Origin of the sequence: Xanthomonas nasturtii (assembly GCF_023337365.3) — a bacterium.
Taxonomy (GTDB): domain Bacteria; phylum Pseudomonadota; class Gammaproteobacteria; order Xanthomonadales; family Xanthomonadaceae; genus Xanthomonas; species Xanthomonas nasturtii.
The window spans coordinates 220,890-241,076 of the sequence record NZ_CP142084.2; the positions used below are offsets into that span (position 1 = coordinate 220,890).

The following is a 20,187-nucleotide window of genomic DNA, read 5'->3' on the forward strand; positions in this document are numbered from 1 at the left end:
TCACACTTCGATGCCGCTCTATCGGTGAAAGGCCGCTCACGTTTTTGCGCCAGAGCGCCACCACGGTTGAGCGCTGGGCTTCCGATGTTAGTGCGATCGATGCAAGAGATGCAGCGCGTTGGTCTGCGGCTTTTCTGCAGGGCCCTTGCCCGCCCACCATCGCAGGACACGCGCAAGTACGTCCCTGTAGCTCTGGCGCGGCATCCATGCCACTCCAAGGTCCCGCGACGGTGAGCAGGCAAGGACCAATGGAGTTGGCCGGTGCCCAGAGTTTTCAAGCAACCGGCAAACTGCGCCCTCGACACACTAGCTTCGAGATACGAAAACCGATGCGCTAACTGAAACTTCGTTGCGTACGCCGCGCGCCAAGCCCGGCCAACTCTCACGCGATGCGCGCGCCGCGCGCTATGCGATCCTGTGCATCGCTTTCCAACGGACACGATCACGCCATGGCGGTGGATGCATTTGCCTTGATTCTGGCGATGTTGGGGCTGGGCCTGCTGTTCGCCCGCCTGCGGGCGTTGCCCGACAACAGCGCCGATGTGCTCAACCGCATCGTGCTGTACATCTGCCTGCCGGCGTCGGTGCTGACCTATGTCCCGCGCCTGCACCTGGACGCCTCGCTGGGCGGGGTAATCGCCACGCCGTGGCTGCTGACCGCCATCATCGTGCCGATGCTGTGGGGCTGCAGTCGTTTGTTACGCTTTGGCCGTGCCGAATACGCCGCGCTGCTGATGTGCGTGGTGTTCACCAACTCCAGCTTTATCGGCTTCCCGATGGTGCGCGCGCTGATTGGCGACCACGCCCTTCCGTACGCGGTGGTCTACGACCAGTTCGGTACCTTCGTGCTGTTGTCCACGTTCGGCCTGTATGTATTGGCCCGCTACAGCGGCGATACGCCACCCACTGCGACGATGATCCTGGCCCGGGTGCTCAAGTTCCCTCCGTTATGGGCGCTGCTGTTTGCGCTCACGCTGATGCCAGAGCAGCCGCCGGCCTGGATCGGCTCGGGCCTCAAGAGCCTGGCCGACGCGATGTTGCCCCTGGTGATGCTGGCGGTGGGTTTTTCGCTGCAGCTGCGCCTGCCCGCGGACGAACTCAAACCGCTGGCGGTGGGCCTGGTGTTCAAGCTGCTGATCATGCCGATCCTGGCATTGCCGCTGTCCTGGGCGCTCGGCCTGCACGGACAGATGCTGCAGACCAATGTGCTCGAATCGGCCATGCCCACCATGATCACCGCCGCCGCGCTGGCGATCTCCCACCGGCTGGCCCCGCGTCTGGCGGCAGCGATGGTCGGCTACAGCATCTTGCTGTCGTTGCTCACGCTGCCCGCGTGGGCCTGGCTGCTGGCGCAGCTGGTGGCGTAAGACGGAAGGGCTGCCGTTGCAGGTTTCTGCCGTAGCAGGACGCCACTTGCTGCAGTGTATGCGCTCGCGTCCGCTCGCTACACCAGATGCCAGGCGGCCCGACGTTGCCGCAATGCTGCATTGCGATGCCGTCATTGCAATGCAATGCAGCGCCGCATTTGAGTAACGCGCGCAGATCATCTTGCGATCGGTAATGACCGCGCGGTGATTGCCACGCGCGGCTGCGGCAGAAGGCGTTGCGCGCATCGCCTGCAGGTCTGCGCGGTGTTCGTCTGTACGCCATCCGCGCGTTTAACGCCTTTCGACTACTTCCTCACCCTGCTGCGGTGTACGCTGCCGGCTTGCTCCCGGAAGCGAGGCGTGCATGAAGACAGTCCTGGTGGCCGCCTCCAAAGGCGGCGTCGGCAAGACCACGATCGCCACCAATCTGGCCGCACATGCGGCGTTGCAAGGCCAGCGCACCGTGCTGGCGGATGCCGATCCGCAAGGCTCATCCACCCGTTGGGCACAGCGCCGCGCCAGCCTGGAAAGTGCGGTGCTGCCGATCGACGCCACCAGGCGCCGCAACTGGCAGGCGGCGGTGCCGGACGGCACTGATACCTTGATCATCGATGCACCGGCCGGGGCAATGGCCGACGATCTGGGCGGATTCCTCGACCACGTCGACGCCATCGTGGTACCGGTGCTGTCCTCGGCGCTGGATATCGAAGCGGTGGTCGGCTTTCTCAACACGCTGGCCAAGGTGCCACGCGTGCACCAGCGCAAGCTGCCGGTGGGCCTGGTGCTCAACCGCGCACGTCCCTGGACCCAGACCTCGCAGCAGGCCGCCGAGATGATCGGCACCTGGCCGTATCCGCTGGTGACGCAACTGCGCGACACCCAGGCCTATGTGGTCATGGCCGGGCTGGGGCGCAGCTTGTTCGATTACCGTTCGGCGCAGGTGCGCGACCATCAACAGGACTGGGAGCCGCTGTTCAAGTGGCTCAAGAAGTCCTAGAACCGGAAAGTTCCTATGCGCGAATTGATCTTGTTGCGACACGCCCACGCCGAGCCAGCCGACACCGGTCAGGCCGATTTCGACCGCCCGCTGTCTCCGCATGGCATCGCCGAAGCCGAATCTGCCGGGCGCTGGCTGCGCGAACAGCGGCTGGTCCCGGACCGGGTGCTGTGCTCACCGGCGCGGCGTGCCCGCGAGACCCTGGAGGCGGTGCTCGAGCTCACCGGCTACATCGAACAACGTCTGGACGAACGCATCTACGAAGCAACCCCGGGCACCCTGGCCAGCCTGGTGGACGAACACCGCGAGGCCGAGCGCCTGTTGCTGGTCGGCCACAACCCCGGCCTGGAGCGGCTGGCCGCACTGATGCATAGCGGGCAGACCGGCGACTATCGCGGCATGCCGACCGCTTCGATCGCCTTGCTGGCGCTGCCGCTTGATGCCGCCATCGAGCCGGGAATCGCCCGCCTGACCGCCTTCTGGTGGCCTTGATCCGTGTCATCGTCGCTGCGCTGGTTCGCCTGGCTCGCGCTCTGGGTCGCGCTCCCCTGCCTTGCGCAGCAGAAGGTGCACCTCATCGATCCGGTGCAGTCGCGCTTCGGGTTCGAGATCAAGACCCGCTTCGGCATGAAACTGGAGGGATTCTTCCCGCGTTTTCGCGGTGAGCTGGTGGAGTTGCCGGACCGGCGCATGCAGGTGCGCTTCCGGCTGGATGCCACTCAGGTAGAGATTCCGGGCAAGGACCGGTACACCAGCTGGATGCGGGGCGAAGATTTTTTCGACGTGGCGCGCTACCCGGTGGTGGAATTCGAGTCGCTGCCCTACGCCGAAGAAGTGGTCAAGGGCGGCGGCGACATCATCGGCAACCTGACCATCCGCGGAATCACCCACATCGAGACCCTGCATGTGGCACCAGCTGAATGCGCGCGGCCGGGCTATGATTGCGACGTGATCAGCCGAGGTACGGTCCTGCGTGGACGTTACGGAATGAATGCGTGGCAGATGGCCCTGGGCGACAGGGTGACGTTCATTCTGCGTGGGCGCTTGCAGGAGGCGCGGCGCCCGTGAGGTTCCTGTTGAGGTTGCTTGTGCTGGCAACGCTGTTGCTCGGCACTGGATGCGCCGGCCTGTCGCAAATCGAACGCAACCGCGCCGCCGGCGTGGCCGCGGCGGCGCGCAGCACCGTGGTGAGCTGCAGCCAGGCCAATCACTGCGCCCAGCCCTCGCCACTGCGCGCGCTGGGTGGCGAGGCCATCACCGCCTCCACACCGGCGGCACCGCGGCACTACGCCACCATCGTCGACCACGGCGAAGAATCGCTGGTGGCGCGGCTCAACCTGATCCGCAGCGCCACCCGCAGCGTCGACCTGCAGACCTACATCTTCGACAAGGACGACAGTGCGCGCATGATCCTGGACGCGCTGACCGACGCCGCCCGGCGCGGGGTCAAGGTGCGGATCCTGATCGATCAGCTTTCGGCCATTGCCGACCTGCAGATTCTCGGCGCGCTCGCCAGCAGCCACGAAAACCTGCAGCTGCGCATCTACAACCCTACCTTCGGCAAGGTCAAACTCAATTATTTCGATTACGCCGGCAGCGTGGTGTGCTGTTTCCGCCGCTTCAACCAGCGCATGCACAACAAGCTGCTGGTGGTGGACGACGTGCTCGGGGTGGTCGGCGGGCGCAACTACCAGGACGACTATTACGACTGGGACAGCGAATACAACTTCCGCGACCGCGATGTGATTCTGGCCGGCCCGGAAGTGCGTGCGATGGCCGCCAATTTCGATGCGTTCTGGCGCGCCCAGCGCAGCGTGCCGGCCGAGCGTCTGAACGATGTGGGCAGGCTATTGCTGGAGCAGGGCGCTCCGCAGATGCCGCCCGCACAGTTCCGGCGCCCGGATCGGGTGGCGCGGGTGGACCGCGAAGCGCGCGATCCGCAGTTCGTGCGCGATGCCTTCGTCACGCCGGCGATGCCGGTGCAGCGCGTGCTGTACGTGGCCGACCTGCCGCAAAAACATCGTAGGGAACATGCCGCCAAGGCGGTATCGACGGCGCCGGAGCTGGATGGGCTGATCGCCAATGCACAGCAGGAAGTGCTGCTGCAAACGCCATATCTGGTGTTGTCCGACGAGGCCCAGGCGATCTTCCGTGAGCTGCGCAAACGCCCGCAGCCGCCGCGCATCGTGGTGTCGACCAACAGCCTGGCAGCCACCGACAATCCCATCGTGTATGCGCTGTCGTACAAGTTCAAACGCCGCAACATGCGCGAGCTGGGCTTCAACCTGTACGAGTTCAAGCCGTTTCCGCTGGATGCGCCGGTGGATTACGCCAACCTGGTGCCGGACCCGCTCAATCCTGCCTCCGAGATCAACGAAGACAGCCGTGACAATCGCCTGATCGGTGGCAGTGCGGCCGGCAATGCGGTGCGTGGCAGCAGCGGTGCAGATTCCCGCAGCACCGGCGGCAGCGTGATTCGCGGCAGCAGTGGCGCCGGCCGCGCGCCCGGCGGCAGCGAGGTCGATCGCCGCGTGCTGCGTACCGAAACCCGGCCGTCGTTTCTGGGCACGCGCGCAGTCAACAAGCCGCTGCCGGTGACCCGCGCCGGTGCGCGCATGGGCCTGCACGCCAAGTCGCTGGTGGTGGACCGCCGCATCGGCGTGATCGGCACGCACAACTTCGACCCGCGCAGCGAAAACTACAACACCGAAGCGGCCGTGGTGATCGACGATGCGCGCTTTGCGCAAGCGCTGGCGGCCAGCATCGAGCGCGATATTGCTCCGGAAAATGCCTGGACAGTGGCCTCGCGCGAAAAGCCGCCGGTGTTGAGCGGGTTGAACTACAGCGTGGGCAAGGTGTCCGAGGCGCTGCCGGTGCTGGATTTCTGGCCGTGGCGCTACGCCACCAATTACGAGTTCCAGCCCGGCCCGGATTGCCCATTCCCGCTCAAGCGGCAGGATCCGCAATTCCGGCAGTGTTATGTGGCAGTGGGCGACTTCCCGGAGGTCAACGTCGGCCCCAAATGGCTGCTGGTGCGCATGCTCACCGCCTTCGGCGCCGGGCTGGTGCCGATTCTCTGATCGGCTGACGCACTGCGCTGGTCGTCCAGCAGGTGCCTGCTGGTGCAGCGCGTTGTGGGGAGATGGACGCGGTTGGCGACGGATCGGCACGTACACGCCGGATATCGCTGAAGACGCTGCGCGTGCCGCCGGCGACCGCCGCGTACCGCATCGGCGCCGCCTCGGCCGCCGGCATCACTGCCCAGTTGCATTGCACTCCAGGCGCCGGGATGCTCTTGCGATTCCCGATTCCCGATTCCCGATTCCCGATTCCCGATTCCCAATCCCCAATCCCCAATCCCCAATCCCCAGCCTATGACCTTCCGCGACCCCGTCGATCTAAACGCCCTCAATGCCTCCAGCCGCGACACCTTGATCGAACATCTGGGCATCGTGTTCACCGAAGCCGGTGAGGATTGGCTGCGCGCCACCATGCCGGTGGATGCGCGCACCAAACAGCCATATGGCCTGCTGCACGGCGGCGCCTCGGTGGTGCTGGCCGAGACGCTGGGCAGCAGCGCCGGCAACCTGTGCGTGGATATGACGACCCAGATGTGCGTGGGCCTGGAGATCAATGCCAATCACCTGCGCGCTGCCACCCAGGGGCTGGTGACCGGCACTGCACGGGCGGTGCACGTGGGGCGCAGCACCCAGGTATGGGACATCACCATCGAAAACCCGGCCGGCAAACGCGTTTGCGTGTCGCGGCTGACCCTGGCGGTGGTACCGCGCGGCAATGGCTGAGCCCGCCCGGCGACCGCATGGGTGGAACAGCGCCATCCGCTGCCGGCACTGCGCCGCGGCCACGCTGCTGTCACAATGGTCGCGCCTCCTTCCCCTGTTACCGGTTCCGTTCGTCGAATGAGCGAGTCATCCCTGGACGCCACGCGCGACGCTGGCGGCGCGTTGCGTTGGTTCCGGTACCTGTATCGGGTGCCCTTGGTGTTGCTGCACCTGTGCATCTGCCTGCCGGTCACCATGTTGTGCGTGGTGGCGCCGCCGCTGGCGCGGATCCGCACCGGGCACGACGACACCCTGGACGAGCTGATGATCCGCTGGTGGCAGGGCAACCTGATGCGCATCTTCGGCTTCCGGCTGCGCCGCTTCGGCACGCCGCTGCCGGGCGCCACCCTGTTCGTGGCCAATCACGTCAGCTGGGTGGACATCTCCATGCTGCACAGCCAGCGCGTGATGGGCTTTGTGGCCAAGCGTGAAATCGCCGGCTGGCCGCTGGTGGGCTGGCTGGCGACCAAGGGCCAGACCATTTTCCATCAGCGCGGTAATACCGAATCGCTGGGCGGGGTGCTGCAGGAAATGTTGCTGCGCCTGCAAAGCGGCAAGCCGGTCGGGGTCTTCCCGGAAGGGCGCACCCGCGGTGGTACCGAGGTCGGCCCGTTCCATGCGCGCATCTTCCAGGCGGCGGTCGAAGCCGGCGTGCCGGTACAGCCGGTGGCGCTGCGTTATGGCGTGCGCGGCAATGCGCAGGCGGTGGTGGCTTTTGGCGAGCGCGAAAGTTTCTTCGCCAATATCGTGCGTGTGCTCGGTGAGCCGTCGCGGCTGGCCGAAGTGCATTTTCTTGAGCCGATTCGCGCCTTCGACATCGAAGGCAGGCGCCGCCTGGCCGATACCTCGCGGCAACGCATCATCGCGGCGATGGAGACCTAGCCGCCGATGCGTATGCGCATCCTCCAGGCGGCCGGCGCGACAGCATGCGGCGCGTTGAGCGCATGAACGCCTCCGACTATTCGCCGCCGCGCTGGCTGCGCAATCCGCATGTGCAATCGGTGCTCGGCAGCAGCGCCTTGCGGCGCATCCGCAGCCGCCAGTTGCTGGCCGCCAGCGGCGCAGTCACCAGCGAACACATTCTCGATGGCGGCGACGGTGTGCGCCTGCAGGGCTGGATGAGCATCCCGCCCGGCGATGCGCCGCTGCGCGGCAGCGTGCTGTTGCTGCACGGCTGGGAAGGCAGCGCCGATTCCAACTACATGCGCCTGACCGCTGCGCGCCTGCTTGGGCTGGGCTATCAGGTGTTCCGGCTGAATTTCCGCGACCACGGCGGCACCCACCATCTCAACGTCGATCTGTTCCATTCCGATCGCATCGAAGAAGTGGTCAATGCCGCGGGCGATCTGTGGCGGCGTTTTCCTGCGCCGCAGTTGCTGGCCGCAGGCTATTCGCTGGGTGGCAACTTCGCGCTGCGGCTGGCGTTGCGTGCGCCGGCCGCGGGCCTGCCGCTGGCACGGGTGGCAGCGGTATGCCCACTATTGGACCCGGCCGCCACCATGACCCAGCTGGAAAAGGGCCCGCAGTTCTACGACTGGTATTTCCGCCGCAAATGGCGCGAATCGCTGCTGCGCAAGCGCAAGCTGTTTCCCGACCAGCACGGCTACGACGACGCCACCCTGGCGCTGGACATGCGCGAGCTGATGGCCTGGCTGGCCGTGCAGCACACCGGGCACGGCTCGCTGGAAGCGTATTTCGACAGCTATTCGATTGCCGGCGAGCGCCTGGCCGGCCTGCAGGTACCGGTCGACATCCTGATGGCCGAAGACGACCCGGTGATTCCGTTCGAGGATTTCGCCGGCTGGCAGTTGCCGGCACATGCGCATCTGGAAATCGCGCGCTGGGGCGGGCATTGCGGCTTTCTGGAAAATGCCCGCGGCGACGGCTTTGCCGAACGCTGGGTGGCCGAACGGCTGACCTCACGCGCCTAGAGCGCGTTGCACCTGCCCAGATGCAGGCAAGGCGTGCGACGACGCGCGTCACCGCCGCTGGCGTTGTGGATGCGCCGCGCAAGGGCGGCGCTACCCCGCGCATCGTTACAATAGGCGTTTGTCCGGGACCCACCGCCGCCATGCAAGACGCCATTCTTCAAGCCCTGCGCCGCAATGCGGCCGACGATGCGGTGGCGCTGGCCCGCGAGTGGGCAACCACCGCGCCCGACAACGCTGCCGCGCACCGCTGGCTGGCGCTTGCGCTGCAGCAGCAAGGGCAGCCTGCGCTGGCGCTGGCCAGCATCGATACCGCGCTGACGCTGACGCCCGAAGATGCCGACCTGCATCTGCTGCACGCCGGCGCGTTGCTGGCCACGCGTGATCTGCCTGCGGCCGATGCCGCGCTGTCGCGCACCACCGCGCTGGACCCCAACCAGTTCAATGCCTACGTGATGCAGGCGCATCTGGCGGTGGCACGCGGCGATCTGGATGAGGCCGAGCGGCTGAGCCGTACCGCCGCGCGGCTGGCGCCGGAACATCCGCAATTGCTGGCCGTCGATGGCGTGGTCGAACTGCGCCGCGGGCAGCACGACCGCGCGCTGTCGTTGCTCACCCGTGCCGCCGAGCAGCTGCCGGACGATGCGCGCGTGCTGTTTTCGCTGGGCTTTGCGTATCTGCAGAAACAGCATTTTGCGTTTGCCGAGCGCGCCTTCGAGCGCGTGATCGAGCTCAATCCGCCCGGTACCGCGTTGCGCGCCTTCATCGCCCAGCTCGCCCAGCGCCAGGGCCGTCTGGACGATGCATTGGCGGCCATGCAGGGCGTGCTTGCCCAGCCCGACGGCGATCTGCCGGCCATGCGCCGGCTCACCGGCGAGATGGAACTGCAGGCCGGTCGTCCCGATCAGGCTGCCGCGCATCTGCGCCTGGCGCTGGCGCACTGGCCGGACGACCGCCGCACGCTGCACGCGTTGCTCACCGCCTGGGAGCGGTTGGGCGCGGTGGACGACGCGCGCGACACCCTGGACGCAGCGCTGGCCACCTCGGCCAACGCGCACGACCTGTGGCTGGCCCGTCTGGCGGTCGAGCCGGTCGGCGGGCCGCAGGCACAGGCGGTGATCGAGCGCTGGCTGCTGGCCATGCCCGAGCACCTGCCGGCACTGGAAGCGCTGATGCGCGTGCACGACATGCAGGGGCACGCCGACGAAGCGGAAATGGTGGCGCGCCAGATCGTGGCGGTGGAGCCGGGCCGCATCAGCGGCGAGCAGCGCATCGTCGAGGCCTTGCTGGAACGCGACCCGCCAGCGGCGATCGCCTGCGTCGAATCGTTGATCGAGTCGTTGCCGGCGCCACAGCAGACCGTGCTGCGGCCGTGGCTGGGCAATGTGCAGGACCGCGCCGGCCAGCCCGATGCCGCCGTGGGCACCTGGATGCAGTTCCACCGCGAACAGGCCCAGCACCGCTTGCCGTTGCCGCCGCAGGCAGCCAAGCAGCCGATGCAGTGGCCGGCGCTGGGCAGCATTCCCGACAGCGTCACCGCGCGCCCGCTGTTCGTGTGGGGCACGCCCGGCTCGCATGTCGAACGTCTGATTGCGGTGATGGACGCAGCCACCCCGCTGGTACGCGGCGACCGTTACGGCACCACCCCGCCGGCGGACGCGTTGCAGAGCTACCGCACGGTCGAACAGCTGGCCTCCGGCGAACTGGCACCGACGGCGCTGGTGGAAGGCTGGAAGGCGCAACTGCCGCGCCGTGGCATCGACGATGGCAACGTCATCGACTGGCTGCTGTGGTGGGACAACACCCTGCTCACCGCGCTGCGCCCGCACCTGCCCGAGGGCCGCTTGGCGATTGCGCTGCGCGACCCGCGCGACATGCTGCTGGACTGGCTCTCGGCCGGTGCGCCCGCGCCGCTGGCGTTGCAGTCGCCGCAGCAGGCCACCGACTGGCTGCTGATTGCGCTGGAACAGCTGGCCGTGCTGCACGAACGCGATCTCTACCCGCACCGCATCATCCGCCTGGACGGCATCGAGAGCGACCCGCAGGGCATTTCCACTGCCCTGGAACAGGCCTTCGGCCTGAGCTTCCCGCTGGTCGAACCGCGCGGCCCGGCGCGGCTGGCATCGGGTCGCTGGCGCAACTACCGCAGCGTGCTCGGCGCGCAGTTCGACCTGCTCACCCTGATTGCGGTGCGCTTCGGGTATCCGCAGGAATGAGCGCGGCCTGCCGCATATCCCGCAAGCGCGACGCCGTCGTAGGAGCGGACCCGGCCGCGACGAGGCGTTACCGATACCGGTGAAGCCCGTCGCGGCCAGGTCCGGTCCTACGGAGATCCAGAGACCCGGACGGCGCGGCGCGCATGGACACCGATGGCGTTCAACGATGCCTGCAATCCGTGCCCGGGGATAGTGCAGCTTGCTGTTTGGCGTGTTGCTCGCCTTGGTTGGCGCATCGCGCGCTCCACTCTCGCTGTGCTCTGCCGCACGCTGAATTGGCGACAACACGCGCACACCAAACGCGCCTGCTGTGCCACACAAGGTTCCACTGCGACGGCTTCCGTTGCGGTGCCAATCCAGGCAGGCTGGGTGCTTGGATCCACGGAGACTTTGCATGCGTCTGACCAGCAACAGCATCGAAAACGGCAAGCCCATCGCAGTGGAATTTGCCGCCGGCACCCCGGACGGCTTCGCACCCAACCGCAATCCGCACCTGGCCTGGAACGACGTGCCGGCCGGCACGCAGTCGTTTGCGTTGCTGTGCCTGGACCCGGACGTGCCCACCGTGCCGGAGACCGTCGGCCGCGACGATATCCAAATCCCGGTGGACCAGCCACGCACCGATTTCGTGCATTGGGCCATGGCCGATATCCCCGCCGACGTGCATGAAATTGCGGCAGGCAGTTGCAGCGACGGTTTCGTGGCCAAGGGCAAGCAGCAGCCAGCCGGCCCGGCCGGTGCGCGCCAGGGCCTGAATTCGTACACGCAGTGGTTTGCCGGCAATCCCGACATGGCGGGCAATTATCTGGGGTACGACGGCCCGTACCCGCCGTTCAACGACCTGCGCGTGCACCGCTATTTCTTCCGCGTGTTCGCGCTGGACGTGGCCACGCTCAGCCTGCCCGAGACCTTCACCGCCACCGATGTGCTGTCGGCGATCCAGGGCCATGTGCTGGCGGAAGCGGCATTGCACGGCACCTACACGCTGAACCCGTCGCTGGGCTGAGTGCGTTCATCGCTGACGACGCGGCCAGCGACGCGGCGTCGTCGGGAGTTTGCCAATGGATGGCCCGCATGCGCGCCGGTGACCCGACAGCCGCATTGAATGAAGACGGCGATCCCCGTGCGCGGCAAGGCTCACACCGGGAGCGCGCGCTTGCAGTGCAGGCGGGTGCGCCGCTCTCCTGGCGCGCATGGCGCCTGCATGGATGGCTGCCGTTGTCCGCATGGCATGCACGGTTCGCGCGAGCTGCGCAGCGATCGTGTGACCGGGAAGGCATGCAGGCGGGCCTGGGTTCGCGGTGCACTACCGCATGGCGAACGTTTGCACCGGCGCTCATGGCCGCAAGCCACACCCGAAAGACGTCTCCGCTAACCGCTGGCTTCGATCATCTGCTCAAGCACATACACCGGTGCGCCAGCGCTGCCGGCAGCGGCGGGGTAACGCGTCACCCGCAGCACGTTGCCGATGCCGGCCTCGTGCTCGAAGCCATCGATGGTGCCTTCGAAGGGTTGCCAGGTCTGGCTGACGGGCCGCCCAGCCGCATCCTGCTCGCGTAGCTGCAGGCATTGGCGCGCCGGGTCAGAGGTGCAAGGCACGGTGTCTGCAGCCACTTCGATCAACAGCGTCTGCCCCGGACCGCCGTAGCGGGTGTCCGCGGTGGCGACGCCGCCGAAGATCAGCCGGGTGCCGTCGCTGCGGGTCAGGGTCAGCCGGGGCGTGGCCGCGGCGGTGTCCAGCAGCACTGCGAAGCGGCCGGACAGCAGGTCGCTGGCGGCGCGTTCCTGCGCCATCCGGCGGGATTCGGCACATAGCCGCTTGCTCGACACTACCCGGCCGATCTGCAGTTGCGTCTGCGCCACGGCGTAGTTGGCGCCCAGTGCGTTGCAGGTCTGGCTGACCTGGATGCGCTGATCGCTGAAATCCAGTTGCAATGGCGGCAGGCCGTCGACGAACAGGCTGCGCAACGCCGTGCCATGCGCATCGTTGGCCTGCTGCAAGTGCCAGTGCTGTGCGCGCAGGGCCACCCGCAGCGGGGCGTTGTCGGCCGCCGGCGCGGCAATCGCATCGGCTTGCGCAGCAGCGTCGGAGGAGGAGCCGGGCACCTCCGGCGAAGCGCCCGACCCGCAGGCCGTCACGCCCGCCGCCAGCAGTGCAGGGGCGAAGAACACTGCACGCATGCGCGGCTCCCGGTGATCGATGCGTCAGTGATACCGCCAGCACGCGGCCAGGGCAATGACCGGCGTCACTGCCCTGGCATCCGGCCAGCGCGCCGCAGTGGCTGCGAGCCGCAGGCCAATTGGGTGCGGTGCCGCCTCAGGCCGCGACCGGCAGCCACAACAGCAGCGCAGCGCCGAGCACGATGCGGTACACCGCAAACACCGTGAAGCGGTGCTTCTTGATGTAGCCCAGCAGCCACTTCACCACCACAAAGCCGGTGATGGTGGCCGCCACGAAGGCCACTGCCACGTCGGCCCAGTTTTCGCTGCCGAAGCCGCCTTCCTTGTACATCTCCAGCAGCGCGTAACCGCTGGCCGCGAACATGGTCGGAATGCCCACCATGAACACGAAATCCGCCGCCGCCGAGCGCTTGCTCAGGCCCAGCAACATGGCCAGGAAGATCGCCGAGGCCGAGCGCGACGTGCCGGGAAACACGCCCGCCACCACCTGCGCCAGGCCCACAGCAATGGCCACCTTCCAGGTCACCACGTCGCGCTCGGGCAACTTGTCGGCAAAGTGCTCGGCCACCAGCATCCAGAGCCCGCCGATCAGCAGCGCCCAGGCCACCGGATGCACGGTTTCCGGCAGCTGCCAGCCGGCCTTGCGCACGATCAGGCCCACCACCGCGGTGACCAGAAAGGCCACGCCGATCTTGAGGACGTAGTCGCGGTTGGCGCGCTCGCCCAGGCCGGTGGTCAGGGTCCACAGCTTCTGTCGCAGCGCCAGGCAGATGGCCAGGATGGCGCCGGCCTGGATGACGATATTGAAGAAGTCAGAACGGCGTCCGAGCCATTGTTCGGCGATCAACAGGTGGCCGGTGCTGGAGATCGGCAGAAATTCGGTCAGGCCTTCGAGAATGCCCAACAGCAGGGCGGAAATCAGATCGGACATCGGACTGGAGAGGGGGCGGGGGAGGCGTCAGGATAGTGCATTGCGGCATGCACCATATCGGTGCAAAATGGATTCGCTTAGCACCATAAAAGTGCTTTCCTCGTGTGAGCGGTCTCAAGTGATGCAAGTAAAATCAGCAACTTGTGAAAATCTACGGCTTGGCATGGTCCCTGCAGTAGTACCCCCACGAGCCACTTAACTCCTGCCTGAGGTTTCTTCCGATGTCCGTGGAAAACGTTGAAAAGCTGATCAAGGACAACAAGGTCGAGTTCGTCGACCTGCGCTTCGTCGATATGCGTGGTGTACAGCAGCACATCACCTTTCCGGCCAATATCATTGAGCCGGCGCTGTTTGAAGAAGGCAAGATGTTCGACGGCAGTTCGATCGCGGGTTGGAAGGGCATCAACGAGTCGGACATGGTGCTGCTCCCGGACGCCGGCACCGCGTACCTGGATCCGTTCTTCGCCGATCCGACCATCGTGCTGACCTGCGACATCCTCGACCCGGCCACCATGCAGAGCTATGAGCGCGACCCGCGCGGCATCGCCAAGCGCGCCGAGGCCTACCTGAAGTCCTCCGGCACTGCCGACCAGGCGTTCTTCGGCCCGGAGCCGGAATTCTTCATCTTCGATTCGGTGCGTTTCGCCAACGACATGGGCCACACCTTCTTCCAGGTGGGTTCGGAAGAAGCGGCCTGGAACACCGGCGCCAAGTACGACGGCGGCAACAGCGGCTACCGTCCGGGCGTGAAGGGCGGTTACTTCCCGGTGCCGCCGACCGACACCCTGCACGACCTGCGCGCGGAAATGATCAAGACGCTGGAACAGGTCGGCATCGAAACCGAAGTGCACCACCACGAAGTGGCCACCGCCGGCCAGTGCGAGATCGGCACCAAGTTCAGCTCGCTGGTGCAGAAGGCCGACGAACTGCTGACGATGAAGTACATCATCAAGAACGTCGCCTACCGTAACGGCAAGACCGCGACCTTCATGCCCAAGCCCATCGTGGGCGACAACGGCTCGGGCATGCACGTGCACCAGTCGCTCACCAAGGGCGGCGTCAACCTGTTCTCCGGTGACGGCTACGGTGGCCTGTCGCAGATGGCGCTGTGGTACATCGGCGGCATCTTCAAGCACGCCCGTGCCATCAATGCCTTCGCCAACTCCGGCACCAACAGCTACAAGCGTCTGGTTCCCGGTTATGAAGCACCGGTGATGCTGGCCTATTCGGCGCGTAACCGTTCGGCCTCGTGCCGCATTCCGTGGGTCACCAACCCGAAGGCGCGCCGCATCGAAATGCGCTTCCCCGATCCGTTGCAGTCCGGCTACCTGACCTTCACCGCGCTGATGATGGCCGGCCTGGACGGCATCAAGAACCAGATCGACCCGGGCGCACCGAGCGACAAGGATCTGTACGACCTGCCGCCGGAAGAAGAAAAGCTGATCCCGCAGGTGTGTTCCAGCCTGGACCAGGCCTTGGAAGCGCTGGACAAGGACCGCGAATTCCTCAAGGCCGGCGGCGTGATGAGCGACGACTTCATCGACGGCTACATCGCACTGAAGATGCAGGAAGTCACCAAGTTCCGTGCTGCGACCCACCCGTTGGAGTACCAGCTGTACTACGGCAACTGAGTTCCATCGCGGTGATGGCGGAGGCCCCCCCTCCCACCTCCGCCATCGCCGCCCATGTTCGATCGGTCCTCGGCACCGGCCGTGGATCGCAGGGGGTATTGAGAGAGCACACAGTTCGCGGCGCGCGGGCCTGACCTCTCCCACGAGGCGGATGCATGGCATCGGCTGGGGTCCGCGTGATCGCGAACGATCGGATGCCGGGGTTGGCATCCAGGTGAATGACACCGCCGGGCGGCGCAATGCCGGCCGGTTCTTTCCACCATTCGGGGTATGCGCATGAAATTGATCACCGCCATCATCCGGCCGTTCAAGCTCGACGAGGTCCGCGAGGCCTTGTCCGCAGCGGGCGTGTCGGGCATCACCGTCACCGAGGTCAAGGGCTTCGGGAGGCAGAAAGGCCACACCGAACTGTACCGCGGCGCCGAGTACGTCGTCGATTTCCTGCCCAAGATCAAGATCGAGACGGTGGTGACCGACGACCGCCTGGACGCCGTGGTCGAAGCGATCCAGAACGCCGCCGGCACCGGCAAGATCGGCGACGGCAAGATTTTCGTGACCGCGATCGAGCAGGTGGTGCGCATCCGCACCGGCGAGATCGGCGCCGATGCGCTCTGACCCCACCAGCCCCGGAGTTCGTATGAAGACAGCTCTTTTTGCCGGGTGGAAAGCCCGGTTCTACAGCGTATGCATGCTGATGCTGTTCAGCGCGCTGGTGGTGGGCGGCATGGGCAGCGCGCAGGCGCAGTCCACCCCGCAGGTCACCCCGCTCCCGACCGAGCCGGTCACCACAGAACCGCTGCCGTCCGCGCAGCCGGCCGCCGCGCCGGTGGCTGCCGCCGAGGCCGCACCGGTGGTGGACAAGGGCGACGTCGCCTGGATGCTCACCTCCACCTTGCTGGTGCTGCTGATGGTGGTGCCGGGCCTGGCGCTGTTCTACGGCGGCATGGTGCGCGCCAAGAACGTGTTGTCGGTGCTGATCCAGGTCGCCACGGTCTTTTCGCTGCTCACCATCCTGTGGGTGCTGTACGGCTACAGCCTGGCGTTTTCCGGTGAAGGCCCGTGGATCGGCAATCTGGACAAGGCGCTGCTCAAAGGCGTGACCATCGAGAGCCTGTCGGCCACCTTCACCAAGGGTGTGAGCCTGCCGGAATACGTGTTTATCGGCTTCCAGGCGACCTTTGCCGGCATCACCGGCGCGCTGATCGTCGGCGCCTTTGCCGAACGCGCCAAGTTCGCTGCGGTGCTGCTGTTCTCGGTGATCTGGTTCACCTTCGGCTACCTGCCGCTGGCGCACATGGTCTGGGCCACCGGTGGGTACCTGTTTGGCCTGGGCGCGCTGGATTTTGCCGGCGGCACCGTGGTGCACATCAATGCCGGTATCGCCGGCCTGGTGGGCGCCTACTTCGTCGGCAAGCGTGCCGGGCTGGGACGTGAGGCAATCAAGCCGCATAACGTGACCCTGACCTTCGTCGGTGCCTCGCTCCTGTGGGTGGGCTGGTTCGGCTTCAATGCCGGCTCCAACCTGGAAGCCAGTGCCGGTGCGGCGCTGGCCTTCCTCAACACCTTGCTGGCCACCGCAGCCGCCATCCTGGGCTGGTCGCTCACCGAGAAGATCATCAAGGGCAAGTCCTCCGCCCTGGGTGTGGCCTCGGGCATGGTCGCCGGCCTGGTCGGCATCACCCCGGCCTGCGGCACCGTGGGTCCGTTCGGCGCGATCGTCATCGGCCTGGCGGCCGGCGTGCTGTGCGTCTGGGGTGTCACCGGTCTGAAGCGCCTGCTCGGTGCCGACGACAGCCTGGACGTGTTCGGCGTACATGGCCTGGGCGGCATCATCGGCGCGATCCTCACCGGCGTGTTCTCGGCGGCCTCGCTGGGCGGCCAGAAGGGTGGCGATTACGACATCGTCCACCAGGTCGGCATCCAGGCGCTGGGCGTTGGCATCACCGTGGTGTGGATCGGCGTGGTGTCGGTGGTGGGCTTTGTGGTCGCAAAGCTGGTGTTCGGGCTGCGCGTCACCGAAGAAGCCGAGCGCGAGGGGTTGGACATCACCTCGCACGGCGAAGCCGCCTACGAGTCCTGAGCATGCACACCCGCGGCCACGCTGCCGCGGGTGGCGCAACGACCCGGCCGGCAATGTCCAGCCGGGTCCGTTTTCCCCGTCGCCCGGTTGGGCGCGGACCAACTGCCGAGGTGCCTGCATGACCAGCCCCACGCCCGTGATTGCCGGCGCGGATGCACGCTGGATCGGTGCGACCCGCCGCCGTCCGGCCAGCTTTTTCTCTAGGCACGCTTCGTTCGGCGCGACATTCGCGCGAGGCGATGCTGCTTGCACTAAATTGGTGCAATGGTGACGTCGTCTTCCATGCCATCGCTGGATAGCCTGGGCACGCCGGTGGCCTGGGCCGATCGCGAGGGCCGCCTGCTGGGCGTCAACCCGGCGTTCGCGCGCTGGCTCGGGGTCAGTGCGCGGCGGTTGGTCGACCAGCCGTTGGCCGCGCTGGAGGTGCAGGGCGACGCGCTGGCGCGCTTTCTGCTCAACGACGAACGCGACGTGCTGCGCCTGCACCGGCTGGCCCTGGGCCTGCCCAACGACGCGCCGCGCTTTGCCGAGGGCTGGCTGTCGCGGCTGGACGACGGCGGCTGGCTGCTGGAAACCCACCCGGTCGACGAATTCCCTGCGCTCGATCCTACCCACGCCTTGCCCAACGCCTTGAGCGCAGCACTCAAGGGCCTGGCGCACGAACTGCGTAACCCATTGGCCGGGCTCAAGGGCGCCGCCCAGCTACTCGCGCGCCGCTCGGCCGGGCGCGACGAAGACGAGCGTGAGCTGATCGAGCTGATCGGCACCGAGATCGAACGCCTCAACACCTTGCTGGAACGGTTGTTGTCGCCGACCCCGCTGCGCCCGCACGACCGCCTCAATATCCATGTGGTGCTCGAACGCGTGCTGCGCCTGGCCGAAGCCGAAGGTGGCTGGTCGGTGCAGGTGCAGCGCGATTACGACCCCAGCATTCCCGACATCCTCGGCGATGGCGACCGCCTGACCCAGGCAGTGTGGAACCTGGTGCGCAACGCCTTCCAGGCCGGCGCCACCCGCGTGACCCTGCGCACCCGCGTCGAGCATGGCCAGCGCATCCGCGACCGCGTGCATGCAATGTCGCTCCGCCTGGAAATCATCGACGACGGCGGCGGCGTGCCGGAAGAACTGGCCGAGCACCTGTTCCTGCCACTGGTCAGCGGCCGCGCCGAAGGTAGCGGGCTGGGCCTGGCGCTGGCCCAGCAGGTCTCGCGCGAACACCACGGCACGCTGACCTATCGCTCGCGTCCGGGCCATACCGTTTTCACCCTGCTGCTGCCCGAGCTGGCCGGCGATCATGACAAGGAGCATCTGCATGGCTGAGGCCGCCGCCGCATCCCACCACATCTGGGTGGTCGACGACGACCGTTCGGTCCGCTTCGTGCTGTCTACCGCGTTGCGCGATGCCGGCTATGCGGTGGACGGCTTCGACAGTGCCGCCGCCGCGCTGCAGGCGCTCGCCATGCGGCCCACCCCGGACCTGCTGTTCACCGACGTGCGCATGCCCGGCGAAGACGGCCTGACCCTGCTGGACAAGCTCAAATCCAAACACCCGCAGCTGCCGGTGATCGTGATGTCGGCCTACACCGACGTTGCCAGCACTGCCGGCGCCTTCCGCGGCGGCGCGCACGAGTTCCTGTCCAAGCCCTTCGACCTGGACGATGCCGTGGCCCTGGCCGCGCGCGCGCTGCCGGATGCCGACGCCGGGGTCGACGCCTTGGTCGGGGTGCCGCTGGCGCAGGGCTCGGCCGCGCTGATCGGCGATACCCCGGCGATGCAGGCCTTGTTCCGCGCCATCGGGCGCCTGGCGCAGGCGCCGCTGTCGGTGTTGATCAACGGCGAAACCGGCACCGGCAAGGAACTGGTCGCGCGCGCGCTGCACAATGAATCGCCGCGCGCGCGCAAACCCTTCGTCGCGCTCAACACCGCCGCCATTCCGGCCGAGCTGCTGGAAAGCGAGTTGTTCGGTCACGAAACCGGCGCCTTCACCGGCGCCACCAAACGGCACATCGGCCGCTTCGAACAAGCCGATGGCGGCACGCTGTTTCTGGACGAGATCGGCGACATGCCGTTACCGCTGCAGACGCGCCTGTTGCGCGTGTTGGCAGAGAACGAATTCTTCCGCGTCGGCGGGCGCGAGTTGATCCGCGTCGATGTGCGCGTGATCGCGGCGACGCACCAAGACCTGGAGGCGCTGGTCGAACAAGGGCGCTTCCGCGCCGATTTGCTGCATCGCCTGGATGTGGTGCGGCTGCAACTGCCGCCGTTGCGCGAACGGCGCGGCGACATCGCGCAGCTGGCCGAAAACTTCCTGGCCATGGCCGGGCGCAAGCTCGACATGCTGCCCAAACGGCTGTCGTCGGCCGCGCTGGAAGACCTGCGTCAGTACGACTGGCCCGGCAATGTGCGCGAACTGGAAAACGTGTGCTGGCGCCTGGCCGCGCTGGCCACCGCCGACATCATCGACGTGGTCGATGTGGAGGCCGCATTGGCGCGCGGCGGGCGTCGTCACCGCAGCGGCCGCAGCGACGGGCAGTGGGACGACATGCTCTCCAGCTGGGCCGCGCAGCGCCTGAGCGAAGGCGCCCAGGGCCTGCACGCCGAAGCCCGCGAACGCCTGGACAAGACCCTGCTCGAAGCCGCGCTGCAACTCACACAGGGTCGCCGCGCCGAAGCCGCCGCCCGCCTGGGCCTGGGCCGCAACACCGTCACCCGCAAACTCGGCCCCGGGCGCAAACGCCGCTGATGTCTCACATTTCTGAAGGTATGGCAGCGCGTTTGTCTAGCAGATGCTCGAGGCGCACCCTCATCCGCCCCTGCGGGGCACCTTCTCCCGATGGGAGAAGGACAAATGCACAGGCATGGGCAGGCTCACCGCAATCGCGTATCAGATCACACGCAGCGTTGAGCTCCTCTCCCGTCGGGAGAGGGGTTGGGGTGAGGGTCCGTGTGCAATAACACCTCCATCGCAAGCACATGCAGCTTGAATGCGTGCAGCTTGAAGGCGTGTCAACGCC

At 66.8% G+C, this 20,187-nt stretch carries 17 protein-coding genes; 15 read left to right on the forward strand and 2 right to left on the reverse strand.

All coding sequences use genetic code 11. The features are described 5' to 3' along the window. Positions 1–449 precede the first annotated feature (449 nt). The 10 genes from M3O59_RS00910 to M3O59_RS00955 all read left to right on the forward strand — a co-directional run bounded on the left by M3O59_RS00910 (position 450) and on the right by M3O59_RS00955 (position 11,356). Positions 450–1,367 (forward strand): AEC family transporter, encoded by a 918-nt coding sequence (locus tag M3O59_RS00910; protein WP_064630502.1) that lies wholly within the window; start codon positions 450–452, stop codon positions 1,365–1,367. A gap of 364 nt (positions 1,368–1,731) precedes the next feature. Continuing rightward, positions 1,732–2,364 carry a ParA family protein gene (locus M3O59_RS00915; protein ID WP_116906699.1) on the forward strand — a complete coding sequence of 211 codons (633 nt, stop codon included), beginning with the start codon at positions 1,732–1,734 and terminating at the stop codon, positions 2,362–2,364. 15 nt (positions 2,365–2,379) lie between these two features. Beyond that, a complete protein-coding gene (locus M3O59_RS00920) occupies positions 2,380–2,856 on the forward strand; it encodes a SixA phosphatase family protein (protein WP_064630496.1) in 477 nt (158 codons plus the stop codon). A gap of 3 nt (positions 2,857–2,859) precedes the next feature. Then, positions 2,860–3,432: a YceI family protein gene (locus tag M3O59_RS00925; protein ID WP_064630494.1), complete on the forward strand. Its 573-nt coding sequence runs from the start codon at positions 2,860–2,862 to the stop codon at positions 3,430–3,432. Further along, entirely contained in the window at positions 3,429–5,444 is a 2,016-nt protein-coding gene (locus M3O59_RS00930; RefSeq protein ID WP_064630491.1) for a phospholipase D family protein, read from the forward strand. Before M3O59_RS00925 ends, M3O59_RS00930 begins: the two co-directional genes overlap by 4 nt. A gap of 294 nt (positions 5,445–5,738) precedes the next feature. After that, on the forward strand, positions 5,739–6,167 hold the full coding sequence (locus M3O59_RS00935; protein WP_064630488.1) for a hotdog fold thioesterase: 429 nt from the start codon (positions 5,739–5,741) through the stop codon (positions 6,165–6,167). Between the two features lie 21 nt (positions 6,168–6,188). After that, positions 6,189–7,088 carry a lysophospholipid acyltransferase family protein gene (locus M3O59_RS00940; protein ID WP_181920461.1) on the forward strand — a complete coding sequence of 300 codons (900 nt, stop codon included), beginning with the start codon at positions 6,189–6,191 and terminating at the stop codon, positions 7,086–7,088. 62 nt (positions 7,089–7,150) lie between these two features. Next, positions 7,151–8,137, forward strand: a complete 987-nt coding sequence (locus M3O59_RS00945) for a YheT family hydrolase (protein ID WP_064630482.1) — start codon at positions 7,151–7,153, stop codon at positions 8,135–8,137. A gap of 140 nt (positions 8,138–8,277) precedes the next feature. Further along, the gene (locus M3O59_RS00950) at positions 8,278–10,350 is read left to right on the forward strand and encodes a tetratricopeptide repeat protein (protein ID WP_116905170.1); all 2,073 of its coding nucleotides are present in this window, start codon (positions 8,278–8,280) and stop codon (positions 10,348–10,350) included. A gap of 394 nt (positions 10,351–10,744) precedes the next feature. Continuing rightward, complete coding sequence (locus tag M3O59_RS00955; RefSeq protein WP_064630476.1) at positions 10,745–11,356, forward strand: YbhB/YbcL family Raf kinase inhibitor-like protein; 612 nt, start codon at positions 10,745–10,747, stop codon at positions 11,354–11,356. A gap of 365 nt (positions 11,357–11,721) precedes the next feature. Here M3O59_RS00955 and M3O59_RS00960 read toward each other — a convergent pair whose 3' ends face one another. Together M3O59_RS00960 and M3O59_RS00965 are read right to left on the reverse strand one after the other, a co-directional pair. Further along, the gene (locus tag M3O59_RS00960; protein ID WP_064630473.1) at positions 11,722–12,531 is read right to left on the reverse strand and encodes an META domain-containing protein; all 810 of its coding nucleotides are present in this window, start codon (positions 12,529–12,531) and stop codon (positions 11,722–11,724) included. 136 nt (positions 12,532–12,667) lie between these two features. After that, the gene (locus tag M3O59_RS00965) at positions 12,668–13,462 is read right to left on the reverse strand and encodes an undecaprenyl-diphosphate phosphatase (protein WP_116905169.1); all 795 of its coding nucleotides are present in this window, start codon (positions 13,460–13,462) and stop codon (positions 12,668–12,670) included. Positions 13,463–13,683: 221 nt separating this feature from the next. Between M3O59_RS00965 and glnA the strand changes: the two genes are divergently transcribed. From glnA to ntrC, 5 genes are all read left to right on the forward strand, one after another. Continuing rightward, entirely contained in the window at positions 13,684–15,093 is a 1,410-nt protein-coding gene (gene glnA, locus M3O59_RS00970; RefSeq protein ID WP_014509464.1) for a type I glutamate--ammonia ligase, read from the forward strand. A gap of 276 nt (positions 15,094–15,369) precedes the next feature. Next, positions 15,370–15,708, forward strand: a complete 339-nt coding sequence (locus tag M3O59_RS00975; RefSeq protein WP_002808480.1) for a P-II family nitrogen regulator — start codon at positions 15,370–15,372, stop codon at positions 15,706–15,708. A gap of 22 nt (positions 15,709–15,730) precedes the next feature. Next, the gene (locus tag M3O59_RS00980) at positions 15,731–17,173 is read left to right on the forward strand and encodes an ammonium transporter (protein ID WP_064630468.1); all 1,443 of its coding nucleotides are present in this window, start codon (positions 15,731–15,733) and stop codon (positions 17,171–17,173) included. Positions 17,174–17,437: 264 nt separating this feature from the next. Beyond that, positions 17,438–18,493: a two-component system sensor histidine kinase NtrB gene (locus tag M3O59_RS00985; RefSeq protein WP_064630465.1), complete on the forward strand. Its 1,056-nt coding sequence runs from the start codon at positions 17,438–17,440 to the stop codon at positions 18,491–18,493. Beyond that, positions 18,486–19,916: a nitrogen regulation protein NR(I) gene (gene ntrC / locus M3O59_RS00990; protein WP_064630462.1), complete on the forward strand. Its 1,431-nt coding sequence runs from the start codon at positions 18,486–18,488 to the stop codon at positions 19,914–19,916. Before M3O59_RS00985 ends, ntrC begins: the two co-directional genes overlap by 8 nt. The last annotated feature ends 271 nt before the right edge of the window (positions 19,917–20,187 follow it).